Source organism: Sphingobium sp., assembly GCF_036170395.1.
Lineage (GTDB): Bacteria > Pseudomonadota > Alphaproteobacteria > Sphingomonadales > Sphingomonadaceae > Sphingobium.
Window position 1 is genome coordinate 83,381 of sequence record NZ_JAVHPD010000009.1, and the last position, 18,707, is coordinate 102,087.

General features: G+C 67.5%; 17 protein-coding genes. 8 read left to right on the forward strand and 9 right to left on the reverse strand.

Annotated features, from left to right (window positions below; translation table 11 throughout):
* The first annotated feature begins 67 nt into the window (after positions 1–67).
* The gene (locus V2B31_RS03780) at positions 68–1,681 is read left to right on the forward strand and encodes a hypothetical protein (RefSeq protein ID WP_328275447.1); all 1,614 of its coding nucleotides are present in this window, start codon (positions 68–70) and stop codon (positions 1,679–1,681) included.
* 52 nt (positions 1,682–1,733) lie between these two features.
* Here the strand turns inward: V2B31_RS03780 and V2B31_RS03785 are convergent, their stop codons facing one another.
* The 4 genes from V2B31_RS03785 to V2B31_RS03800 are packed head-to-tail and all read right to left on the reverse strand — an operon-like array spanning position 1,734 to position 5,623.
* Positions 1,734–2,678, reverse strand: a complete 945-nt coding sequence (locus V2B31_RS03785; protein ID WP_328275450.1) for an acetyl-CoA carboxylase carboxyltransferase subunit alpha — start codon at positions 2,676–2,678, stop codon at positions 1,734–1,736.
* Positions 2,679–2,688: 10 nt separating this feature from the next.
* Entirely contained in the window at positions 2,689–3,612 is a 924-nt protein-coding gene (locus tag V2B31_RS03790; RefSeq protein ID WP_328275455.1) for a tyrosine recombinase, read from the reverse strand.
* Complete coding sequence (locus V2B31_RS03795) at positions 3,612–5,429, reverse strand: hypothetical protein (protein ID WP_328275459.1); 1,818 nt, start codon at positions 5,427–5,429, stop codon at positions 3,612–3,614. The genes V2B31_RS03790 and V2B31_RS03795 overlap by 1 nt, the downstream gene beginning before the upstream one ends.
* 5 nt (positions 5,430–5,434) lie before the next feature.
* Positions 5,435–5,623, reverse strand: coding sequence for a hypothetical protein (locus tag V2B31_RS03800; protein ID WP_328275464.1), 189 nt, complete (start codon positions 5,621–5,623; stop codon positions 5,435–5,437).
* Between the two features lie 99 nt (positions 5,624–5,722).
* On the opposite strand from V2B31_RS03800, the gene V2B31_RS03805 reads away from it, so the two are divergent.
* Positions 5,723–6,271: a shikimate kinase gene (locus V2B31_RS03805; protein WP_328275469.1), complete on the forward strand. Its 549-nt coding sequence runs from the start codon at positions 5,723–5,725 to the stop codon at positions 6,269–6,271.
* Positions 6,262–7,371 carry a 3-dehydroquinate synthase gene (gene aroB, locus V2B31_RS03810; protein ID WP_328275473.1) on the forward strand — a complete coding sequence of 370 codons (1,110 nt, stop codon included), beginning with the start codon at positions 6,262–6,264 and terminating at the stop codon, positions 7,369–7,371. Before V2B31_RS03805 ends, aroB begins: the two co-directional genes overlap by 10 nt.
* Before the next feature lie 10 nt (positions 7,372–7,381).
* Here the strand turns inward: aroB and V2B31_RS03815 are convergent, their stop codons facing one another.
* Positions 7,382–7,819 carry a DNA polymerase III subunit chi gene (locus V2B31_RS03815; protein WP_328275477.1) on the reverse strand — a complete coding sequence of 146 codons (438 nt, stop codon included), beginning with the start codon at positions 7,817–7,819 and terminating at the stop codon, positions 7,382–7,384.
* Positions 7,820–7,936: 117 nt separating this feature from the next.
* The gene (locus tag V2B31_RS03820) at positions 7,937–9,382 is read right to left on the reverse strand and encodes a leucyl aminopeptidase (RefSeq protein WP_328275481.1); all 1,446 of its coding nucleotides are present in this window, start codon (positions 9,380–9,382) and stop codon (positions 7,937–7,939) included.
* A 230-nt stretch (positions 9,383–9,612) separates the two neighbouring features.
* Here V2B31_RS03820 and V2B31_RS03825 point away from each other — a divergent pair, with 230 nt between their 5' ends.
* The 5 genes from V2B31_RS03825 (at position 9,613) to V2B31_RS03845 (ending at position 15,823) form a co-directional block, all read left to right on the forward strand.
* On the forward strand, positions 9,613–11,829 hold the full coding sequence (locus V2B31_RS03825; protein ID WP_328275484.1) for an LPS-assembly protein LptD: 2,217 nt from the start codon (positions 9,613–9,615) through the stop codon (positions 11,827–11,829).
* Between the two features lie 85 nt (positions 11,830–11,914).
* On the forward strand, positions 11,915–13,300 hold the full coding sequence (locus tag V2B31_RS03830) for a peptidylprolyl isomerase (protein ID WP_328275487.1): 1,386 nt from the start codon (positions 11,915–11,917) through the stop codon (positions 13,298–13,300).
* Positions 13,278–14,297: a 4-hydroxythreonine-4-phosphate dehydrogenase PdxA gene (gene pdxA, locus V2B31_RS03835; protein WP_328275489.1), complete on the forward strand. Its 1,020-nt coding sequence runs from the start codon at positions 13,278–13,280 to the stop codon at positions 14,295–14,297. The genes V2B31_RS03830 and pdxA overlap by 23 nt, the downstream gene beginning before the upstream one ends.
* Positions 14,290–15,126, forward strand: coding sequence for a 16S rRNA (adenine(1518)-N(6)/adenine(1519)-N(6))-dimethyltransferase RsmA (gene rsmA, locus V2B31_RS03840; RefSeq protein WP_328275491.1), 837 nt, complete (start codon positions 14,290–14,292; stop codon positions 15,124–15,126). The genes pdxA and rsmA overlap by 8 nt, the downstream gene beginning before the upstream one ends.
* 148 nt (positions 15,127–15,274) lie before the next feature.
* A complete protein-coding gene (locus tag V2B31_RS03845; protein ID WP_328275493.1) occupies positions 15,275–15,823 on the forward strand; it encodes a pseudouridine synthase in 549 nt (182 codons plus the stop codon).
* 181 nt (positions 15,824–16,004) lie between these two features.
* Here V2B31_RS03845 and V2B31_RS03850 read toward each other — a convergent pair whose 3' ends face one another.
* The 3 genes from V2B31_RS03850 to guaB form a co-directional block, all read right to left on the reverse strand.
* Positions 16,005–16,517 carry a tetratricopeptide repeat protein gene (locus V2B31_RS03850; protein WP_328275495.1) on the reverse strand — a complete coding sequence of 171 codons (513 nt, stop codon included), beginning with the start codon at positions 16,515–16,517 and terminating at the stop codon, positions 16,005–16,007.
* Between the two features lie 72 nt (positions 16,518–16,589).
* A complete protein-coding gene (locus tag V2B31_RS03855) occupies positions 16,590–17,768 on the reverse strand; it encodes an RsmB/NOP family class I SAM-dependent RNA methyltransferase (RefSeq protein ID WP_328275497.1) in 1,179 nt (392 codons plus the stop codon).
* A 51-nt stretch (positions 17,769–17,819) separates the two neighbouring features.
* Positions 17,820–18,707 (reverse strand): IMP dehydrogenase (guaB, locus tag V2B31_RS03860; protein WP_328275499.1); only part of this gene is annotated, 888 nt, incomplete at its 5' end.

Sequence of the window (18,707 nt, forward strand, 5' to 3'; positions counted from 1 at the left end):
TTTTGTTCTTTCCTACACCCACTATTTGCTATTAATGAGTCGCCTCCAATCTGAAGGAGGAAGACCCATGGCATTTCCAGACGTTCCCGGTGTCGTTGTTCCGAGCCCGCTCGGCGCGGCCGATGACGCCCCAGTCATCAACGCAGCGCTCGCAAGCGGCGCGAGTGTTGTCCTGCTGCCCGCGATGACCATCAACTGCGGCAGCACCCTCAACATTCCTTATGGCGTCGAACTGCGTGGCGCTGCCTTCAACGCCATCCTGTGGCCCGGCGGGACCACACAATTTCCGACGGCGCTTCGATTTGCCGCAGGCGTGGCGACCTGCATCACAATGGGAACCGGTTCGGACAACATCCCCATGGCGCTCACCAATATCCATGTCACGCGGGCGGGCACGAGCGCACCGCCAGCGGGGTCGATCGGTGTGTCGGTTTATGGCGGCTACAATGTCCGGCTGGAAAATGTGATGGTGAGCCGCCATGCCATCGGCTATTCGTTCAAGGAAAATGTACCGGCGGGGGCCGGAATTTCCGCCAAAGTCAGCGGCTTATATTCGTCGGCCATCTCCGATGTCCATCTTTTGGTCGACAGTTGGCCGGAACTCTACATCAATGGCGGCCGACTGGGGCAGAATGGTACTGAAGACCTCACATGCAACGCCTATATTCGCGTGACCGGTGGGGCGGGGAGCGGCGCGCAGGGGCCTAACAGCCTCATCGTCGAGCAGGTCCAATTCAATCAGGGCAACGTGAATGCAAAGCCCGCCCACTGGATCCAGTTCAGTTCGCTCGTAAACACGGGCTCCAACGCGCTCGAGTATAAGTTCACCGATTGCCACATCGAAGGCGTCGGCACGTCCTTCATCACGTCCAACAGCGCGACGGATTCGATCACACAGCTGAATATCGCCAGTTGCACCTTCAACCAGCCGGAGGTTCCATTCTTTGGTCTTCATGCCAACACGACTTTGAACAACTGCTCGATCACCAGCTGCGATATCTTCACCAGCCTCTTCAGATTGGCGCCGACCAATCAAGTGAACGATCTCGCCGTGTCGAACTGCCGGATTACGCCCGGCGAAACCCAGTTGCTGTTTACCGGCAGCTCAACCGTGTCCTTCTCCGACATGAGCTTCGGCAGCAATGTCAGGGTCGGCGGATCGGGGGTCGTCAACTTCAGCAATCCGACCTTCACGGCGGGCAGCTTCGTCTTCGGCGATCCCGCCTATCCACGGGCCAACAAGATGTCGATCGTCAATTATGGCGCGGAAACATCGAGCATCGGGATTGCCATCAACGGCGTGACCACCGGCATCGCCTATAGCCTTCAGACCGCGTCCTGGCAGTTTAACGGCAACAGGGTCGATATCGCCTTCCGCATCGGCATCACGAATAAGGGTAGCCAAGTGGGGCCGGTCGCGCTCACCAATCTGCCGGTGCCGTTTGACCTCAGCTATGGCGGACAAGGCGCAGGCGGTGGCGTTCTTACGCTTTGGGAGAATATGAGCGGGCTGACCAGTCCGGTCATCCTCTCGACCCAATTGTCATCGGGCGGCGCCGCGACCCAGGCTGGCTTGTGGATGAGTTCGGCGACAGGGCGCACGGCGGTGACGACCAGTAACCTCAATCCGAGCGTCGCCAACCCGACGCGCCTGTTCGGCACACTGAGCTACACTTTCTAAGCTGAAGCAAGGCTGGCTCTGGACGCCGATCCAGAGCCAGCTGTCGCTATGCTCAGACCCCGATCGCGAGGAACTTGTCCGCCCGGTCGGTCCGCAGCGCGTCGGCGTCCATGCCGTCGAGCGCGTCCAGTTCCGCCTCGATCGCCGCGCCCAGGCTGGCGATGGCCTGCACCGGGTCGCGGTGCGCGCCGCCGACCGGCTCGGGCACGATGCGATCGATCACGCCAAGCGCTTGCAGATGCTGCGCTGTCACCTGCATCGCTGTCGCGGCGTCGCTCGCCTTCTCGGCGGTGCGCCAGAGGATCGAGGCGCAGCCTTCGGGCGAGATGACCGAATAGACCGCATGTTCGAACATGAGGACGCGGTTGGCCGCCGCCAGCGCGATCGCGCCGCCCGACCCGCCCTCGCCCACGATCGCCGATACCATCGGCACGCCGAGCTTCAGGCAGGCTTCGGTGGAACGGGCGATGGCTTCGGCCTGACCGCGCTCTTCGGCCTGAACGCCGGGAAACGCGCCGGACGTGTCCACCAAGGTCACCACCGGCAGGCCGAAGCGGTCCGCCAGTTCCATCAGCCGGATCGCCTTGCGATAGCCTTCGGGCTTGGCCATGCCGAAATTATGGCGCACGCGGCTGGCGGTGTCGTCGCCTTTTTCGTGGCCGATGACGACCAGCTTGCGCTCGCCCAGCGTCGCGAAACCGCCGAGGATCGCCTGATCGTCGGCGAAGGCGCGGTCGCCCGCCAGCGGCATGAAATTGTCGAACAGGCCCGCGACATAATCCTTGAAGTGCGGCCGGTCGGGATGGCGGGCGACCTGCGTCTTCTGCCAGGGCGTCAGCTTGGCATAGGTGTCGGACAGCAGCTTGGCCGCGCGCTGCTCCAGCGTCGCGATCTCGCCGTCGATGTTAATGTCGCCGACGCTGGCGGCGGCGCGCAGTTCCACGATGCGCGCTTCCAGCTCGGCGATCGGCTTTTCAAATTCCAGAAAGCTAACCATGGGCGCTGCGTTAGGGTGCTCGCGGCGCGGCGTCAACGCGGTCGCGCGGGGCCATGGTGGCGAGCGGATGGCGCTGGTTGACCAGGTCCACCAGCCGCCGGCTGTCCACATGGGTATAGATTTGCGTCGTGCCGATGTCGGCATGGCCCAGCATCGTCTGGAGCGCGCGCAGGTCCGCGCCGCCCTCCAGCAGATGCGTGGCGAAGGCGTGGCGCAACACGTGCGGGCTGACCCGTTCGGGCGCGATCCCGGCGGCGGCGGCGAGCGCCTTCACCAGCTGGTAGAGGCGGATGCGGCTCAAATGGCTCTTGCCCGACGGGAAAAGCCAGGCGCTGTCACCGGGCACATGCGGCAGCCAGGCAGCGACGGCGTGCCGCGCCCGATCGGATATCGGCACCAGCCGCTCGCGCCCGCCCTTGCCCTTGAGGATCAGAAAGGGCCGGTCCGCCGCCAGCGCCCGGCGCGGTAGCGACACCAGTTCGGTGGCGCGCAGGCCTGAGCCGTAGAGCAGCTCGATAAGCGCGGACAGGCGCAGATCGAGCGGGGCGGGATGCTCGACCGCCAGCCCGTCGGCGATCAGCGCAAAGAGGCTGTCGACCTCGGCCGTCGAGAGAATTTTGGGCAGGGGCCGGCGAGTGACCGGGCGCGGGAGGGCGGACGCGGGATTATCGGCGCGCAGCCCTTCCTCCTCCAGAAAGCCGTAGAAGGCGCGCAGAGCCGAGGTTTTCCGGGCGACCGAGGAAGCGGCGAGCGACGCCCACTCCCCCGCCAACGTGCCGACAGCGTCCTTGCTTGCGCCGGCAAGCCCGCCCATGATCGCACCGGCGCCGGTCAGATCGGTGCGGTAGGCGAGCAGAGTATTGCGCGACGCGCCCCGCTCCGCCGCCATCATTTCGAGGAAGCGGTCGATCAGGGCGGCATCCTCCTGCCCCATCAGACCCGGCTGAGCGCCTCGGCCGCGATCATCCGCGCTTCGGGATCGAGCCCGACACGATGCAGCGCCGCGACAATATGGTAGAGGTGCGCGGCGGGCAGCCTGCTCCAGTCGCTGCCCTGCATCCCGACCGCCGCGAGCAGCGCCACCGTCGCCTTCTCGCCCCGCTGCGCCGCGCCGGCGATGGCGCGCGCCCAGCGGCTGTTGGCGGCAAGAGTGAAGCCATTGTCCTGCGCCAGCGTGGCCGCGTCGCCGGGCGACAGGCGCGCGAGACCGGCAAGCGCGGCGATGAGCATCCGGCCCCTCTCCGCGCCCGCGTCGCCGACATAGGTTGAGACCCGGCCGCTGCTGATCTCCACCGCCGGGGTCGGCGCGCCGACCGCGAGCAAGGCCCAGAATTGCGATGCGCCTGTCCCGCTCAACTGCCCGTAGGCGCGCGCCCAGCGGGCGGCGTTGCGGTCATAGCCGGCGGTCAGCATCGATGCGACGAGGTTGGCGGCGTCCTGCGCGTCCGCCTGCGCCACCGGCAGCGCAGCGGCGGCGCGGGCGGTGGCAATCAGGCCGACATAGTCGGGCGCTGCATTATCCTGCCACCAGCCGCGCATCGCGCCGATGCGGTCGCCTACGGTCGCGCCAGCATAGGCGGTGCGCAGCGTGTCGATCCGGTCGGAGAGGTCGGCCGGAACGTCGCCGTCGCTGCGGATCTGGCCGTATAGTCCCACCAGCGCGGCACTCGACAGCACGCCCAGACGCGCCGCAATGTCCGCTCCCGCCCGCCGGCGCAGCGGCGTCAGCGCCGGCGCGCGCGCTTCCCAGGCGCGGACATGCGGCCCCACCGTAGCATAGAGCGTCTCGGGGATTTCGACATTGAGCGCGGTTGCAAGTCCGAAGCGCCAGGCGGTCAGCCGGTCTACGCCATCCCATTCGATCTTGACCGACCGGCGCGCGTTGAAGCCGGTCCCGACCACCTTTTCCGCCAGCCGATAATCGACGCCGCGCACCACGCCGCGTCGCTGCGCCTGGTTGAGCGCGCCGCTCGCCGTGCCCTGATCGCCTGACAATGCCGGGCAGATGGCGCGCGTCATGTCCCAGCCAGGCGCCTTGCTGGTCCGCAGCGCGCCTTCGGACAGCGGGCACAGCCCGGCCGGATCGGCGGTCGCGAGATAGGTTTCCATCGCCACCGCGTAGAGGCGCGGGCTGAACTGGTCCGAATCGACGCTCTGCACGATCAGGCGCGCGCTGTCCGCCTCGCCCATGCGCAGCAGCAGCCAGGCGCGCTCGGCCGCCCAGTCCGCGCCGTTGATGTCGCGCGGGGTGTCGGTGGCGGACAGCAAGGCGCGGCGGAGAAGGATGGAGGCCCAGCGCGACATGATCGGTGCATGGGTTTCGCGCATCAGCGTGGCGAGGAACTTGCCGGACTGGCTGCCAAAGGCCGTGGGTTCGAAACCGCGCGTTTCAGGCGTCAGTGGCCCGATCCGGTCGAGCGAGCGGCGCGCGCTGTCGGGCAGGTCATATTTGGCCTTTTCCGCCGCCAGCTCCTCGGGCGTCATCTCCTCGGTGGCGTTGCCCGCCTCAGCCAGCGAGAGGTCCGGCGGGGTCGCAGGATCGAGCGGCTGCACCATCGGCGCGTTCACGGCCGGCGCAGGCGTACCGGGGACTGGGCGAGTGGGCGAAGGGGTGGGCGCGGGCGCTTCGGGCGGATCGCCGAAGCCCGGCGGCAGCAGCGATTCCGGCGCTTGCTGCGCGACCACGGGCAGGGTCAGGGCAAGCGCAAAGCTGCCCAGCGCCCATCTGGCGTTCCCCCTCGGCCAGCGCATCCGCGTTACTGGCCCAATTTCTCTTGCGGGATGACCTTCTCGACGCGCTGCTGCGGCTGTTCCCCGCCGCGCGACCAGAAGAAGGCGAGCAGCGCCACGAGCAGCAGCACGAGGATGATGGGGATGATCGGCAGGCGGGTGCCGCGGCGGCGCGCGCCGCCCTCGAAACTGCTGAAGTTGCGATTATTCTTCATAAGTCCTTGGCTTAAACTGATCCGCCCGGAGTAAGGCCGTGCAACAGGGGAAAGATGCGATTTGCCTCTCTGGCGGCTGGCTGTATAGCCCCGCAAGCCATGCAACGAAACAGCAAAATCCCCGATAGTCCGGCGAGGCGCGGCCCGATCGTGCTGGTGGGCATGATGGGCGTGGGCAAATCGACCGTCGGCCGGCGGCTGGCGGCGCGGCTGGGCCTCAGCTTCGTCGATGCCGACGAAGAGATTGAGAAAGCCGCCGGCATGAGCGTGGCGGAGATTTTCGAGCGCTATGGCGAAGCGCATTTTCGCGACGGCGAGCGGCGCGTGATCGCGCGACTGATGGACGGCGCGCCCAAGGTGATCGCGACCGGCGGCGGCGCTTTCATGCAGGAAGAGACGCGGCGGTTGATTCTGGAAAGCGCGACCGCCGTGTGGCTGGACGCGGACATAGACATATTGGTCGATAGGGTCGGCCGGCGCGACAGTCGGCCCCTGCTCAAGGATCGCGATCCGCGCGCGGTGCTCACCGAACTGGCGGCGGTGCGCAATCCCATTTATGCGCTCGCGCCGATCCACGTCAAAAGCATCGCCGCGCCGCACGAGATCGCGGTCGAGAAGATCATGGAGCAACTGACGCAATGGCCCTAGTCCGGGTGGCGCTGGCGGAGCGCAGCTATGACATCGTCATCGAGGAAGGCGCGCTCGACCGGGCAAGCGACTGGCTGGGCGGCAAGGCGCGCAAGGGGCGGTTGGTGGTCGTCACCGACACGCATGTCGCCGCGAGCCAGCTGCCGCGCCTCGACGTCAGCCTGCGCGCCGCCGATGTGACGGTCGAACCGATCATCCTGCCGGCGGGCGAACAGACCAAGAGCTGGCGGCATCTGGAGCAACTGCTCGATGCGCTGCTGGCTTTGGAGATAGAGCGGGGCGATCATATCGTGGCGCTGGGCGGCGGGGTGATCGGCGATCTGGTGGGCTTTGCCGCATCGATCCTGAAGCGCGGCTGCCACTTCATCCAGGTGCCTACGACCCTGCTGGCGCAGGTCGATTCGTCGGTCGGCGGCAAGACCGCGATCAATACGCGCGCGGGCAAGAATCTGGTCGGCGCTTTCTATCAGCCGTCGCTAGTGCTGATCGACCCCTCGACGCTCGACAGCCTGCCGCCGCGCGAGACACGGGCGGGCTATGCCGAGGTGGTCAAATATGGGCTGATCGACGATCCCGATTTCTTCGCCTGGTGCGAGAGCGACGGAAATCGGCTGCTCGCCGGCGATCCGCAGGCACGCGCCTATGCGATCGAAAAGAGCGTCCGCGCCAAGGCAGCGATCGTCGCCGACGACGAGCGCGAGACGAGCGGCCGCCGCGCGCTGCTCAACCTTGGCCACACTTTCGGTCATGCGCTGGAGGCGGATACGGGCTTTTCCGACAGGCTGCTGCATGGCGAAGCGGTGGCGGCCGGCATGGCGCTGGCGTTCCGCTATTCGGCGCGGCTCGGGCTTTGCCCGCAGGCCGATGCCGATCGGGTGACGGCGCATCTGCGCGCGGTCGGCTTGCCGCATGATCTCGCCTCGGCGCAGGTGACGGCAGACGGCGCGGCGCTGGTCGCGCACATGCTCCACGACAAGAAGATGGCGGCGGGCACCCTCCCCTTCCTGCTGGCGCGCGGCATCGGCCAGACCTTCCTGTCAAAGAATGTGGCGTTGGACGATGTGGCGGCGTTTCTGGATGCGGATCGGGCGGCAGGCTGAGCGCGGGCGGCTAAGGCCCCTGCACCCATTTCCGCCCCTCCTGCCGCCAGAAGCGCGGTTCCACGCCTGCCGCCTTGCTCAGCGCCCGCCAGCTGGCCCGCGCGCCCTCGATGGTCGCCGCGTCGAAAAAGTAGAAAGCCCGCTCGAACCCCAGCGCCTCCTCGCGCCACACCCCGTCCGCCAGCGCCACATGAAGCGCGCCATTGGCTGCCGCGCAGCTGTCGCTCAGCAGGATCGGCTGGTGCGCCTCGCCATCCTCCCCGGCTGTCCCATGCGCCAGGAAGCTCTCGGGCGGCCCGGCCCATAATCCTTGCGAAAGGCGCGCGCGCTGCGCATCGTCCTGCGCCACCACCAGCAGCCGCGCGCCCAGGCCCAGCACGCGCGCGGCGATCGCGGGGAGCACCTGCTCTACCGGATCGCGGCTCAGTTGGTAGAAATCGACCTGCATAGCTGCCTTCGCCTCATTATCCCGTCATCCCGCGAAGGCGGGGATCCATCTCCCGCCCTTGCGTCTGGGGATGTCGCCGGAGATGGATTCCCGCCTGCGCGGGAATGACGAAGTTTTTTACTTCTCGAACCGGTCCGCCACCAGCCGGTCGAGCAAGCGCACGCCATAGCCCGTCGCCCCCTTGTCCCATGTGCCGCCAGGCTTGTCGGCCCACACCATGCCGGCAATGTCGAGATGCGCCCATTTGACGCCGTCCTCGATAAAGCGCTTCAGAAACTGCGCCGCCGTGATCGACCCGGCGTAGCGTGGGCCGATATTCTTCATGTCGGCGATCGGGCTGTCGATCAGCTTGTCATAAGCGGCCGAGAGCGGGAAGCGCCACAATTGGTCGCCCACCGCCTGCCCCGCCGCCGTCAGGTCCGCCGCCAGCGCATCGTCGTTCGAGAACAGCCCGCCATATTCGTTGCCAAGCGACACGATCATCGCGCCGGTCAGCGTCGCGAGATCGACGATAACCTCCGGGTTATAGGTTCGTTGCGCCCAGGTGAGCGCATCGCACAGCACCAGGCGGCCTTCCGCGTCGGTGTTCAGCACCTCGATCGTCTGGCCCGACATGGAGGTGACGATGTCGCCGGGGCGCTGCGCGTTGCCGTCGGGCATATTTTCAACGAGGCCGCAAATGCCCACGACCCGCGCCTTCGCCTTGCGACCGGCGATCGCCATCATCGCCCCGGCGACCGCGCCCGCGCCGCCCATGTCCCACTTCATGTCCTCCATGCCGGCGGCGGGTTTGATCGAGATGCCGCCGGTGTCGAACGTCACGCCCTTGCCGACAAAGACGACCGGCTTGTCGGCCAAGCCGCCCGTGCCATCCCACTCCATCGCCAGCAGCCGCGCTTCTCGCGGCGAGCCCTGCGCGACGCCGAGCAGCGCGCCCATGCCGAGCTGCTCCATGGCCGCCTTGTCGAGGACCGTGATCTTCACCCCCATCGCCTCGAGCGGGCGGCATCGCTCCACGAAGCTTTCGGGATAGAGGATGTTCGCCGGCTCCGACACCAGCTCGCGGGTGAAGGCGACCCCGGCGGCGACCGCCGCCTGCCGCTCCCATGCCGCGTCGGCGCCCGCCGCCACCAAAGTCAGCGTCTGGAGCGTCGGCTTGGCCTTCTCGCTTTGGCGCGTGCGATAGGTGTCGATCCGCCAGCCGCGCAGCCGCGCGCCGAAGGCCAGCGCCGCCGCCTGATCGGCGCTCGCCCCGCCGAAAAACTCGACTGCGGCATGGATCGCGCCGCTCGTCGCCAGCTTCGCTGTCAGCGCCGCGCCGGCCTTTTCATAATCCTGGTCCGCCTTCGCGCCCACGCCCAGCAGCAGCACGCGCACCGTCCGCCCGCCTTCCTCGACGAAGCTCTCGAAACTGCTTCCGGTCTCGCCCACGAAGCGCGATGCGCTCGCCCCGGCGGCCAGCACCGGCGCGGCGGCGAGCGGCAGCGTGTCGAAGCCGCCCTTGGGAACCACGAAAACCAATGTGTCGGCGGCGGGACGGGTCGGGCTGAACTGAATCTCCATGGGGGCGGTTTTTCCTCGTATAGGGCCTGCGGCGGACGCCGCGCTCTCCCCTGCCAGATAGTGCGCTTTTGGGCGCGGGCAAAGCGGTTCGACCGATTTTGCGGCGCACCATGCCCCGCGCCCGATTGCGGAGGCGGCATCAGTGCGATAGGCGGAGGCGATCCCGCGCCCGTCGATAAGGCCCAGACCGCTTGCGAAACGCCCTTCTTCCCCTGTCCTTCCGCGCGGCCATGCTGGGGGGCATCGCGTGGTGCGCCGCCGCGCCAGCGCTGGCGCAGCAGCTCAATGAGCCGCAGACGCCGATCAGCGCGCCCGACGCGCCGGTGCCGACCAGCGACGACCAGCTGGGCTTTGCCGCCGACGCGCTGGAATATGACAGCGAGAGCGAGGTCGTGACCGCCAGCGGCAATGTGCAGCTGCTGCGCGAAGGCAACCGCCTGCGCGCTGACAAGGTGGTCTGGAGCCGAACCAGCGGGAAGGTGGAGGCGCTGGGCAATGTCTCCGTTACTGATCCCGACGGCAATATCGCCTATGGCGACCGCTTCGACGTAACCGATACGCTGAAGGACGGGGCGGTCGACAATATGCTGCTGGTGCTCCAGTCGGGCGGGCGGCTGGCAGCGGTCAAGGGCACGCGGGTCAACGGCATCTATACGCTCGATCGCGCCGCCTATACCGGCTGCGCGGTGGAAGACAGCAAGGGCTGTCCCAAGGAACCGACCTGGCAGATCAACGCCGTGCGCGTGATCTACGATCCCACGCGCGAACGGGTTACCTACAAGAACGCCAATATCGAACTGTTCGGGCTGCCGCTCATCCCGCTGCCAGGGCTCAGCCATCCGGTTGGCGACAATGGCGGCCGCGGCCTGCTCGTCCCCAATCTGCGCTATGACCGGAACAACGGGTTCGAGGTCGCGCTGCCCTATTATTTCAGGCTCGCGCCCAACCGCGACATCACCATCACGCCGCATGTCTACACCGACACGCTGCCGATGCTGGAGGGCAATTACCGGCACCTTTATGATCGCGGCGCCTATCAGATCACCGGCTATGTCACCTATGGCCGCCGCGTCGGCATCGGCGACGCGGCGGGAACCGGCCCGGCGGACGCGGAAAAGGATATTCGCGGCTATCTCGATGCCAATGGCGCGATGCAGCTAACGCCTGAGTGGAGCATCGACGGGTCGATCCGCATGGCGACCGACCGCACCTTCCTGCGCCGGTACGACATCAGCCGCGAAGACCGGCTGCGCTCGACCCTTGGCGCGCAACGGATCGGGCAGAACAGCTATTTCTCGATTCGCGGCTGGGCGGTGCAGACGCTGCGCCAGGGCGATTCGCAGGGGCAGACGCCGATCGCGCTGCCGGTGATCGACTATCGGCTGCGGATGAAAGACCCGCTGCTGGGCGGCGTGCTGCAATTGCAGGCGAATACGCTGGCGATCACCCGCACCAGCGGCCAGGATACGCAGCGGGCGTTCGCGGCGGCCGAATGGAATTTGCGGACGCTCACCGGCTTGGGGCAGGAAGTGACCTTCACCGGCTATCTGCGCGGCGACGTTTATCACAGCATGGACAATCTGCTGACATCGGTCGTCAGCTATGCCGGCAGCCCCGGCTGGCAGACGCGCGGCATAGCCGCCGCCGCCGTGGACATGCGCTGGCCCTTCGCTGGCGAAGCGTTCGGCGGCGTGCAGCGGATCGCCCCGCGCATCCAGATCGTCGCCGCGCCGCATCTCGCCAATCTCTCGCTACCCAACGAGGACGCGCGCGCCGTCGACCTGGAGGACAGCAACCTCTTCGCGCTCAACCGCTTTTCGGGCTATGACCGGTTCGAGGACAGCTCGCGCATTGTCTATGGCCTCGAATATGGGCTGGAACTGCCCAATTTCTCGCTCGATTCCATCGTCGGCCAGAGCTATCGCATCGACCGCCGCGAAAGCATCCTGCCCGACGGCACCGGCCTTAGCGACCGCACCTCCGACATCGTTGGACGGACCACCATCCGCTACAAGGATTTCCTGCGCTTCACCCATCGCTTCCGGCTGGACAAGGACGGCCTGGCCGTGCGCCGCAACGAGGTCGACGCGACGATCGGCAGCAAGAAGACCTATGCCATGGTCAGCTATCTGCGCCTCAATCGCGACGCGAGTTCGGGCCTTGAGGATTTGCAGGACCGGGAGGAATTGCGTCTCGGGGGCCGGGTGCAGTTCGCCCGCTTCTGGTCGGCCTTCGGTTCGACCGTGCTCGACCTCACCGATGCGAAGGAAGACCCGATCAGCATCTCGGACGGCTATCAGCCGGTGCGCCATCGCTTGGGCATCGCCTATGAAGATGACTGTCTGACGCTCGGCCTTACCTGGCGGCGCGACTATCAGACCAATGGCGACGCGCGGAAAGGCAATGGCTTCCAGCTACGGCTAGCTTTCCGCAATATTGGTATATAAGGAACAGGCTCCCGTCACCCCGTCAGGGCCGGTTAAGGCGGACCCGTGCATCAGGCACAGGACCGAGTGGAGATTTTTGCCGACGATGCTGCCTGCCGTTTCCCCGTCCAGCCGCCTGATCCGCGGCGCGCGTGTCAGTCTGCGCGCCCTGTTCCTGACCTCGGCCCTGCTGACCACCGGATTGCAGCCGGTCCTGGCGCAATCGGTCGATGACGAAGGCGGCGTCGCCACGCAGCAGCTCAATATCCCGAGGGACGTCACCGTTTTCGGCAAGAACGACCCCAATGTCCGCAAGGCGACGGCGATCGTCAATGGCCGCATCATCACCGGCACCGACGTCGATCAGCGGCTCGCCCTCATCATCACCGCCAACGGCGGCAAGGTGTCGGACGAGGAGAAGGAGCGGCTGCGCGTGCAGGTGCTGCGCAACCTGATCGACGAGACGCTCCAGATTCAGGAAGCCGCCGCCAACGACATCAAGATCGATCCGGCCGAGGTCAACCAGAGCTATGAGCGCGTCGCGGGCAATTTCCGCCGCTCGCCGGCGCAGTTCGACGCCTATCTGCGCACCCAGGGCAGCTCGGCCGCCAGCATCAAGCGCCAGATCGAGGGCGAACTGGCGTGGAGCCGGCTGCTCCGGCGCAATATTCAGCCCTTCATCAACGTGTCGGAGGAGGAGGTGAAGTCGGTCGTCGATCGGCTCAACGCCGCGAAGGGCAGCGACGAATATCGCATCGGCGAAATCTACCTGTCGGCGACGCCGGAAAATCAGGACCAGATCATCGCCAACGCGCGCAATATCATCGAGCAGATTCAGAAGGGCGGCAGCTTCCAGGCCTATGCCCGGCAATTTTCCGAAGCGTCGACCGCGGCGGTCGGCGGCGACCTTGGCTGGGTCCGCCCGGCGCAGCTCCCGCCCGAACTCGCCCAGGCGGCGACCGAGATGCAGGTCGGGCAGATCGCCGGGCCGATCCCCGTCGCAGGCGGCGTGTCGCTTCTCTACGTCATGGACAAGCGCAAGGTGCTGACCGCCGATCCGCGCGACTCGCTCCTTAGCCTTAAGCAGCTTTCGGTGCTGTTCCCGCAGGGCACCACCCGCGAGCAGGCAAGCGCCAAGGCCGCGACGTTCGCCGCCGCGATCAAGGAGATCAAGGGCTGCGGCCAGGCCAACGAGATCGGGCAGAAGATCGGCGCGGACGTGGTCGACAATGACAATGTCAAGGTGCGCGACCTGCCGCCCCAGTTGCAGGACATCCTGCTCAACCTCCAGGTCGGCGAGACGACCCCGCCCTTCGGCTCGATCACCGAAGGCGTGCGCGTCCTCGTGGTCTGCGGCCGGGACGATCCGCAGTCGGCCAACGCGCCCAATGCGGAGCAGATCCAGGCGCAGTTGGAGGAAGAACGGGTCAACAAGCGCGCCCGCATCTATCTGCGCGATCTTCGCCGTGATGCCGTCATCGAATATAATTGACGCGCCCCTCCCGTCCTTCGCCGTTCCGCTCGGCGATCCGGCGGGGATAGGGCCGGAAATCGTCGCCAAAAGCTGGGTGATGCGCGAAGCGCGCGGCCTGCCGCCCTTCTTCGCGGTGGGCGATCCCGCTTCGCTGCGCGCGGTATGGCTGGGGCCGGTCGCGCCGATCGAATCGCCCTCCGAAGCGGCCGCTTTGTTCGGCTCCGCCCTTCCCTGTCTTCAGGTCGCCGATGCCGGGCCGATCGAGCCGGGAAACCCCAGCATCGACGGCGCGCGCGCGGCGTTCGAGGCGCTGGAGGTCGCGGTCGGTCTCGCCCGGTCGGGATCGGCGGCGGGGATCGTGACCGCCCCGGTGGGCAAGGAACAGCTCTACGGCGTCGGCTTCACCCATCCGGGCCAGACCGAATTCATCGCCGAACGCTGTGGTGTCGCGCCGCACAACGCCGTGATGATGCTCGCCGGCCCATCGCTGAAGGTCGTGCCGATCACCATCCATATCGCGCTCGCCGATGTGTCCGCCGCGCTCACGATCGATCTCATCCGCGCCCGCGCCCTGACGACGGCGAAGGGCTTGCAGCGCAATTTCGGTATTGCTCGTCCCCGCCTTGCCGTCGCTGGCCTCAACCCTCATGCGGGCGAGAATGGCGCTCTCGGCCGCGAGGAGATCGAGGTCATCCGCCCCGCCGTGGAGCAATTGCGCGCCGAGGGGCTGGACATCATCGGGCCGCTCGCCGCCGACGGCATGTTCCACAGCCGCGCGCGGGAGACTTATGACGCGGCGCTCTGCATGTATCATGACCAGGCGCTGATCCCGATCAAGACGCTGAATTTTGACGAAGGCGTCAATATCACGCTCGGCCTGCCGATCGTGCGCACCTCGCCCGACCATGGCACCGCCTTCGGCATCGCAGGCAAGGACAGCGCCAATCCCGGCGCGATGATGGCCGCGCTCAAGATGGCGGCGGAATCGGCGCGCGCCCGCATCGCCCATGGCTGACAGCCATCCGGCGCTCCCGCCGATCCGCGACGTGATCGCCCGCCATGGCCTTGCCGCCAGCAAGGCGCTGGGGCAGAATTTCCTGCTGGACGAACAGTTGCTGGGCCGGATCGCCGTCATTCCGGGGCCGCTTGAAGGCGCTCCCGCCTTCGAGGTCGGCCCCGGCCCCGGCGGCCTCACCCGCGCGATCCTGCGCGCCGGGGCGCGGCTGGTTGCGGTCGAGCGCGACGACCGCTGCCTCCCCGCGCTCGCCGAATTGCAGCAGGCGTTTCCCGGCCAGTTGCGCGTCATCTCCGGCGACGCGATGCAGGTCGATGCGCGCGGGGAGGCGGGGGAAGGCGCGCACATCATCGCCAACCTCCCCTATAATGTCGGCACGCCCCTTCTGGTCGGCTGGCTGTCGGCCGCATGGGAGCCGCTTCCCTGGTGGGCGAGCCTTACCCTCATGTTCCAGATGGAGGTCGCCGAACGCATCGTCGCAAAGCCCGGCACCGATCATTATGGCCGGCTGGCGGTCCTCGCCCAATGGCGCAGCGACGCCCGCATCGCGATGAAGGTGCATCGCAGCGCCTTCACCCCGCCGCCCAAGGTGATGTCGGCGGTGGTGCACATCACCCCCAAGCCCGCTCCGCAAGGCGTGAACCTCAAACATCTCGAACGCCTCACCGCCGCCGCCTTCGGTCAGCGCCGCAAGATGCTGCGCCAGAGTGTCAAGGGCCTCCCCGGCGCGCTTGACGCGCTGGCGGCGCTCGGCATCGACCCTCAACGCCGCGCCGAAACGCTGAGCGTCGAGGTGTTCGTCGATGTAGCGCGGGTGCTGAGCCGTTGAAAACACGGAAAACATCCTCCCCTGCAAGGGGAGGTGGCGGGGCGAAGCCCCGACGGAGGGGTGTCAGCCTCTCGATAGCGGGACACCCCTCCGTCTGGCTGCGCCAGCCACCTCCCCTTCCAGGGGAGGATGATAGTGACGGCACCCCATGCCCCGCCTGATCCTGTTCAACAAACCCTATGACATGCTCTCCCAATTCACAGACCGGGGGAGGGAGACGGCGCGGGCAACCCTGTCCGACTGCATATCCGTCCCCGGCGTCTATCCCGCCGGTCGCCTTGACCGCGATAGTGAAGGACTGCTGCTGCTGACCGATGACGGCCGGCTTCAGGCGCAGATCGCGGACCCAAGGTTCAAGCTCCCCAAAACCTATCTTGTCCAGGTCGAGGGCGAACCGGACGACGCGGCGCTCACCGCGCTGCGTCGCGGCGTCACGCTAAAGGACGGCCCCACCCGCCCGGCCGAGGCCGACCGCATTGCCGATCCGCAGCTCTGGCCGCGCAATCCCCCGATCCGCGTCCGCAAGAGCATCCCCGACAGCTGGCTCCGCCTCACCATCCACGAAGGCCGCAACCGGCAGGTGCGGCGGATGACGGCCGCTGTGGGCCATCCCACGCTGCGGCTGGTGCGCTGGTCGGTCGGTGAGTGGACGCTGGACGGCCTCGCGTCGGGGGAATGGCGGGAGATAATAGTCTAACCTGAATACCCCTCTCCCTCCAGGGAGAGGGCTGCGAAGACTTGGCAGCGTGCTGCCTAGTCGAAGCTGGGTGAGGGTGAAGCGACGCCACGGCAACGTCGCAACGTGCCCCTCATCCAACTCCGCCTAGCCGCTGCGCGGCAAGGCTTCATATCCTTCTCCCCCGCGGGGAGAAGGGAAGTTACGGCGTCTCGGTCGGCGCGACCTTCGGCGCGGGGACCGGGCTCGTCATCGCGACCGCCGGCGGTCCCTTCTGGATCGCCGCCGCCAGCTTTCCCACCGGCGCACAATTCCCCTTGCAGAGCGCCTGCGCCTGCGCGAGCACATCCTTCGCCTTGGCGACGGCGCCCTTCTCCACCATCGCCTCGCCCTGTCCGGCAAGCGCCACGACATCGGTGGGATCGAGCAGCAGCGCTTCCTTGTAAAGCCGGATCGCCTTGCCCTGAAGCCCCTGCGCCCGCGCCACTTCGGCCAGTTCGACATAGGCGGCGCGGTTGCGCGGATCGAGCGCCAAAGCACTCTCCAGGGCATCCGTCGCGCCAGTGAGGTTGCCGGCGCGACGCGCGGCTTCGCCCGCCTTCTGCCATTCGATCGACTGGGGGCTGATCTGGCTGTCGGGCTTCTGGCTGAGGCCGACGCTGGAAACGGTGGTGAGCACAGCGGCAAGGGCGATCGAGGCAGGGGTAAAACGCATCACAAACTCCAGCCATGTTTCAGGCGTTGATTCCCGATCCTCGCCATTTTGCGCGGGCTTGTCCATGCCTGTTTACGGCGCTTTCCGGCGCAATCGCGCGAAGAAGAAACCGTCCGTCCCGTCATGCCCCGGCGTCAGCAGCCATCCCGCCCCATGCGGCCGGCCGATCGGTAGAGCCAGCGCCTCGCTCTCCCAGCCACCATGACGAGTCAGAAACGCCTCCACCTGCTCGCGGCCCTCCCGGTCGGTCAATGCGCAAGTGGCATAGACCAGCGCGCCGCCCGGCGCCAGCAGCGGCGCGGCGAAGTCCAGGATGCGGGCCTGCTCGGCCGCCAGCCGGTCGAGCCGCTCCGGGGTGAGGCGCCAGCGCGCCTCCGGGTTGCGCCGCCAGGTGCCGGTGCCCGAACAGGGCGCATCGACCAGCACCAGATCGGCCTCACCCTTCAGGCTGTCCAGCCCCCGCGCCTCATGGCTCTGATCCAGCAGCAGCGTCTCTATGAAGGTCGCGCCCGCCCGCTCGGCGCGGGGGCCAAGCCGCGCCAGCCGCGCGCGGATCGTATCGGCGGCGATCAGCGTCCCCCGGCCCGCCATCGCCGCCGCCAGCGCCAGCGTCTTGCCCCCGGCGCCCGCGCACAGATCGACGACGGTCATGCCCGGCTGTGCCGCGCACCCCTGCACGATCAGCTGGCTGCCGGCATCCTGCACCTCCACCAGCCCCTGCTTCCACGCGGCATTCTGCTCAATCGGAAAGCCTTCGGGCAGGCGGCGCGCATCGGCCAGGCCGGGGATCGGATCGGCGTCGGGCAGCAGCGCGGCAAGGTCGGCCGGTCTCGCTTTGAGCGCGTTCACCCGCAGGTCCACCGGCGCGCGACCCAGCAGCGCGTCCTGCTCCACCGGCGCGGCGAGCAGCGGCGCGATCCAGCCCGGCACCGCGCCCGGCGCTGCCGCCGGCTCGTCAGGCGCGATCGGCGCGGGGCCGTGCGGCGATCCGTCGAACAGCGCCGCGATTTCGGGCATGTCGCGGGCCAGCCCCACCATCGCCGCCCGGCCGCTGTCGGGCCGTTCCGCCGCGCGGCGGATCGCGCGATAGACATGCTCGCGCACCGCCCGCCGGTCGCGCGACCCGGCATAGCGCCGGTCTTTGAAATAGCGGGCGATCAGCGTGTCGGCCGCGGGGCCGCCGTCACGCGCGGAGAGGATGATAGCGTCGAGCAGTTCGATCGCCGCCTGGATGCGAGCCGATGGTGTCATTATGGTCGGGCACCCTGTTCCGGGCGCGTTACAAACGGGTTAACGGGCGGGTCAACGGGTGGGGTAATTGGGCGCTTCCCTCGTGATCGTCACGTCATGGACATGGCTTTCGGACAGGCCCGCATTGGTGATCTGGACGAAGCGCGCGCGCTCCTGCAAATCCTTGATCGTGCGGCTGCCGGTATAGCCCATCGCCGCCTTCACCCCGCCCACAAGCTGGTGGATCACATCCTTGGCCGGCCCCTTGAAGGGCACCTGCCCCTCGATCCCTTCGGGCACCAGCTTCATCTGGTCCTTGATGTCGGCCTGGAAATAGCGGTCGGCGCTGCCCCGCGCCATCGCGCCGACGCTGCCCATGCCGCGATAGCTCTTGTAGGCGCGGCCCTGATACAGGAACGTCTCGCCCGGCGCTTCGGCCGTGCCGGCAAGGAGCGACCCCACCATCACGCAGCCAGCGCCCGCCGCCAGCGCCTTCGCGACGTCGCCGCTGGTGCGGAGGCCCCCGTCGGCGATCACCGGCACGCCCTGCTTTGCGGCTTCCTCCGCCGAGTCCATGACGGCGGTCAGCTGCGGTACGCCCACGCCCGCGACGACGCGCGTCGTGCAGATGGAGCCCGGCCCGATGCCGACCTTCACGCAATCCGCCCCCGCACCGATCAGCGCCTTGGTCGCCTCGGCCGTAGCGACATTGCCGGCGACGACCTGGACATGGTTGGACAGGCGCTTGACCGCCTCCACCGCGACAGCGACCTGGCGGCTGTGGCCGTGGGCGGTGTCGATCACGATCAAGTCGCACTCGGCGTCGATCAGCGCTTCGCTGCGCTCCAGCCCCTTGTCGCCCACTGTCGTCGCGGCGGCGACGCGCAGCCGCCCGGCCGCGTCCTTGGTCGCCTGCGGATAGGTGACGGCCTTCTCGATATCCTTGACGGTGATGAGGCC

Coding starts and splice junctions, on each gene's coding strand:
- rsmA (WP_328275491.1), top strand. CDS start 14,290: ATGGCTGACAGCCATCCGGCGCTCCCGCCGATCCGCGACGTGATCGCC.
- V2B31_RS03800 (WP_328275464.1), bottom strand. CDS start 5,623: ATGAAGAATAATCGCAACTTCAGCAGTTTCGAGGGCGGCGCGCGCCGC.
- V2B31_RS03815 (WP_328275477.1), bottom strand. CDS start 7,819: ATGCAGGTCGATTTCTACCAACTGAGCCGCGATCCGGTAGAGCAGGTG.
- aroB (WP_328275473.1), top strand. CDS start 6,262: ATGGCCCTAGTCCGGGTGGCGCTGGCGGAGCGCAGCTATGACATCGTC.
- pdxA (WP_328275489.1), top strand. CDS start 13,278: ATGCCGTCATCGAATATAATTGACGCGCCCCTCCCGTCCTTCGCCGTT.
- V2B31_RS03845 (WP_328275493.1), top strand. CDS start 15,275: ATGCCCCGCCTGATCCTGTTCAACAAACCCTATGACATGCTCTCCCAA.
- V2B31_RS03820 (WP_328275481.1), bottom strand. CDS start 9,382: ATGGAGATTCAGTTCAGCCCGACCCGTCCCGCCGCCGACACATTGGTT.
- V2B31_RS03825 (WP_328275484.1), top strand. CDS start 9,613: ATGCTGGGGGGCATCGCGTGGTGCGCCGCCGCGCCAGCGCTGGCGCAG.
- V2B31_RS03830 (WP_328275487.1), top strand. CDS start 11,915: ATGCTGCCTGCCGTTTCCCCGTCCAGCCGCCTGATCCGCGGCGCGCGT.
- V2B31_RS03805 (WP_328275469.1), top strand. CDS start 5,723: ATGCAACGAAACAGCAAAATCCCCGATAGTCCGGCGAGGCGCGGCCCG.
- V2B31_RS03855 (WP_328275497.1), bottom strand. CDS start 17,768: ATGACACCATCGGCTCGCATCCAGGCGGCGATCGAACTGCTCGACGCT.
- V2B31_RS03795 (WP_328275459.1), bottom strand. CDS start 5,429: ATGCGCTGGCCGAGGGGGAACGCCAGATGGGCGCTGGGCAGCTTTGCG.
- V2B31_RS03850 (WP_328275495.1), bottom strand. CDS start 16,517: ATGCGTTTTACCCCTGCCTCGATCGCCCTTGCCGCTGTGCTCACCACC.
- V2B31_RS03780 (WP_328275447.1), top strand. CDS start 68: ATGGCATTTCCAGACGTTCCCGGTGTCGTTGTTCCGAGCCCGCTCGGC.
- V2B31_RS03785 (WP_328275450.1), bottom strand. CDS start 2,678: ATGGTTAGCTTTCTGGAATTTGAAAAGCCGATCGCCGAGCTGGAAGCG.
- V2B31_RS03790 (WP_328275455.1), bottom strand. CDS start 3,612: ATGGGGCAGGAGGATGCCGCCCTGATCGACCGCTTCCTCGAAATGATG.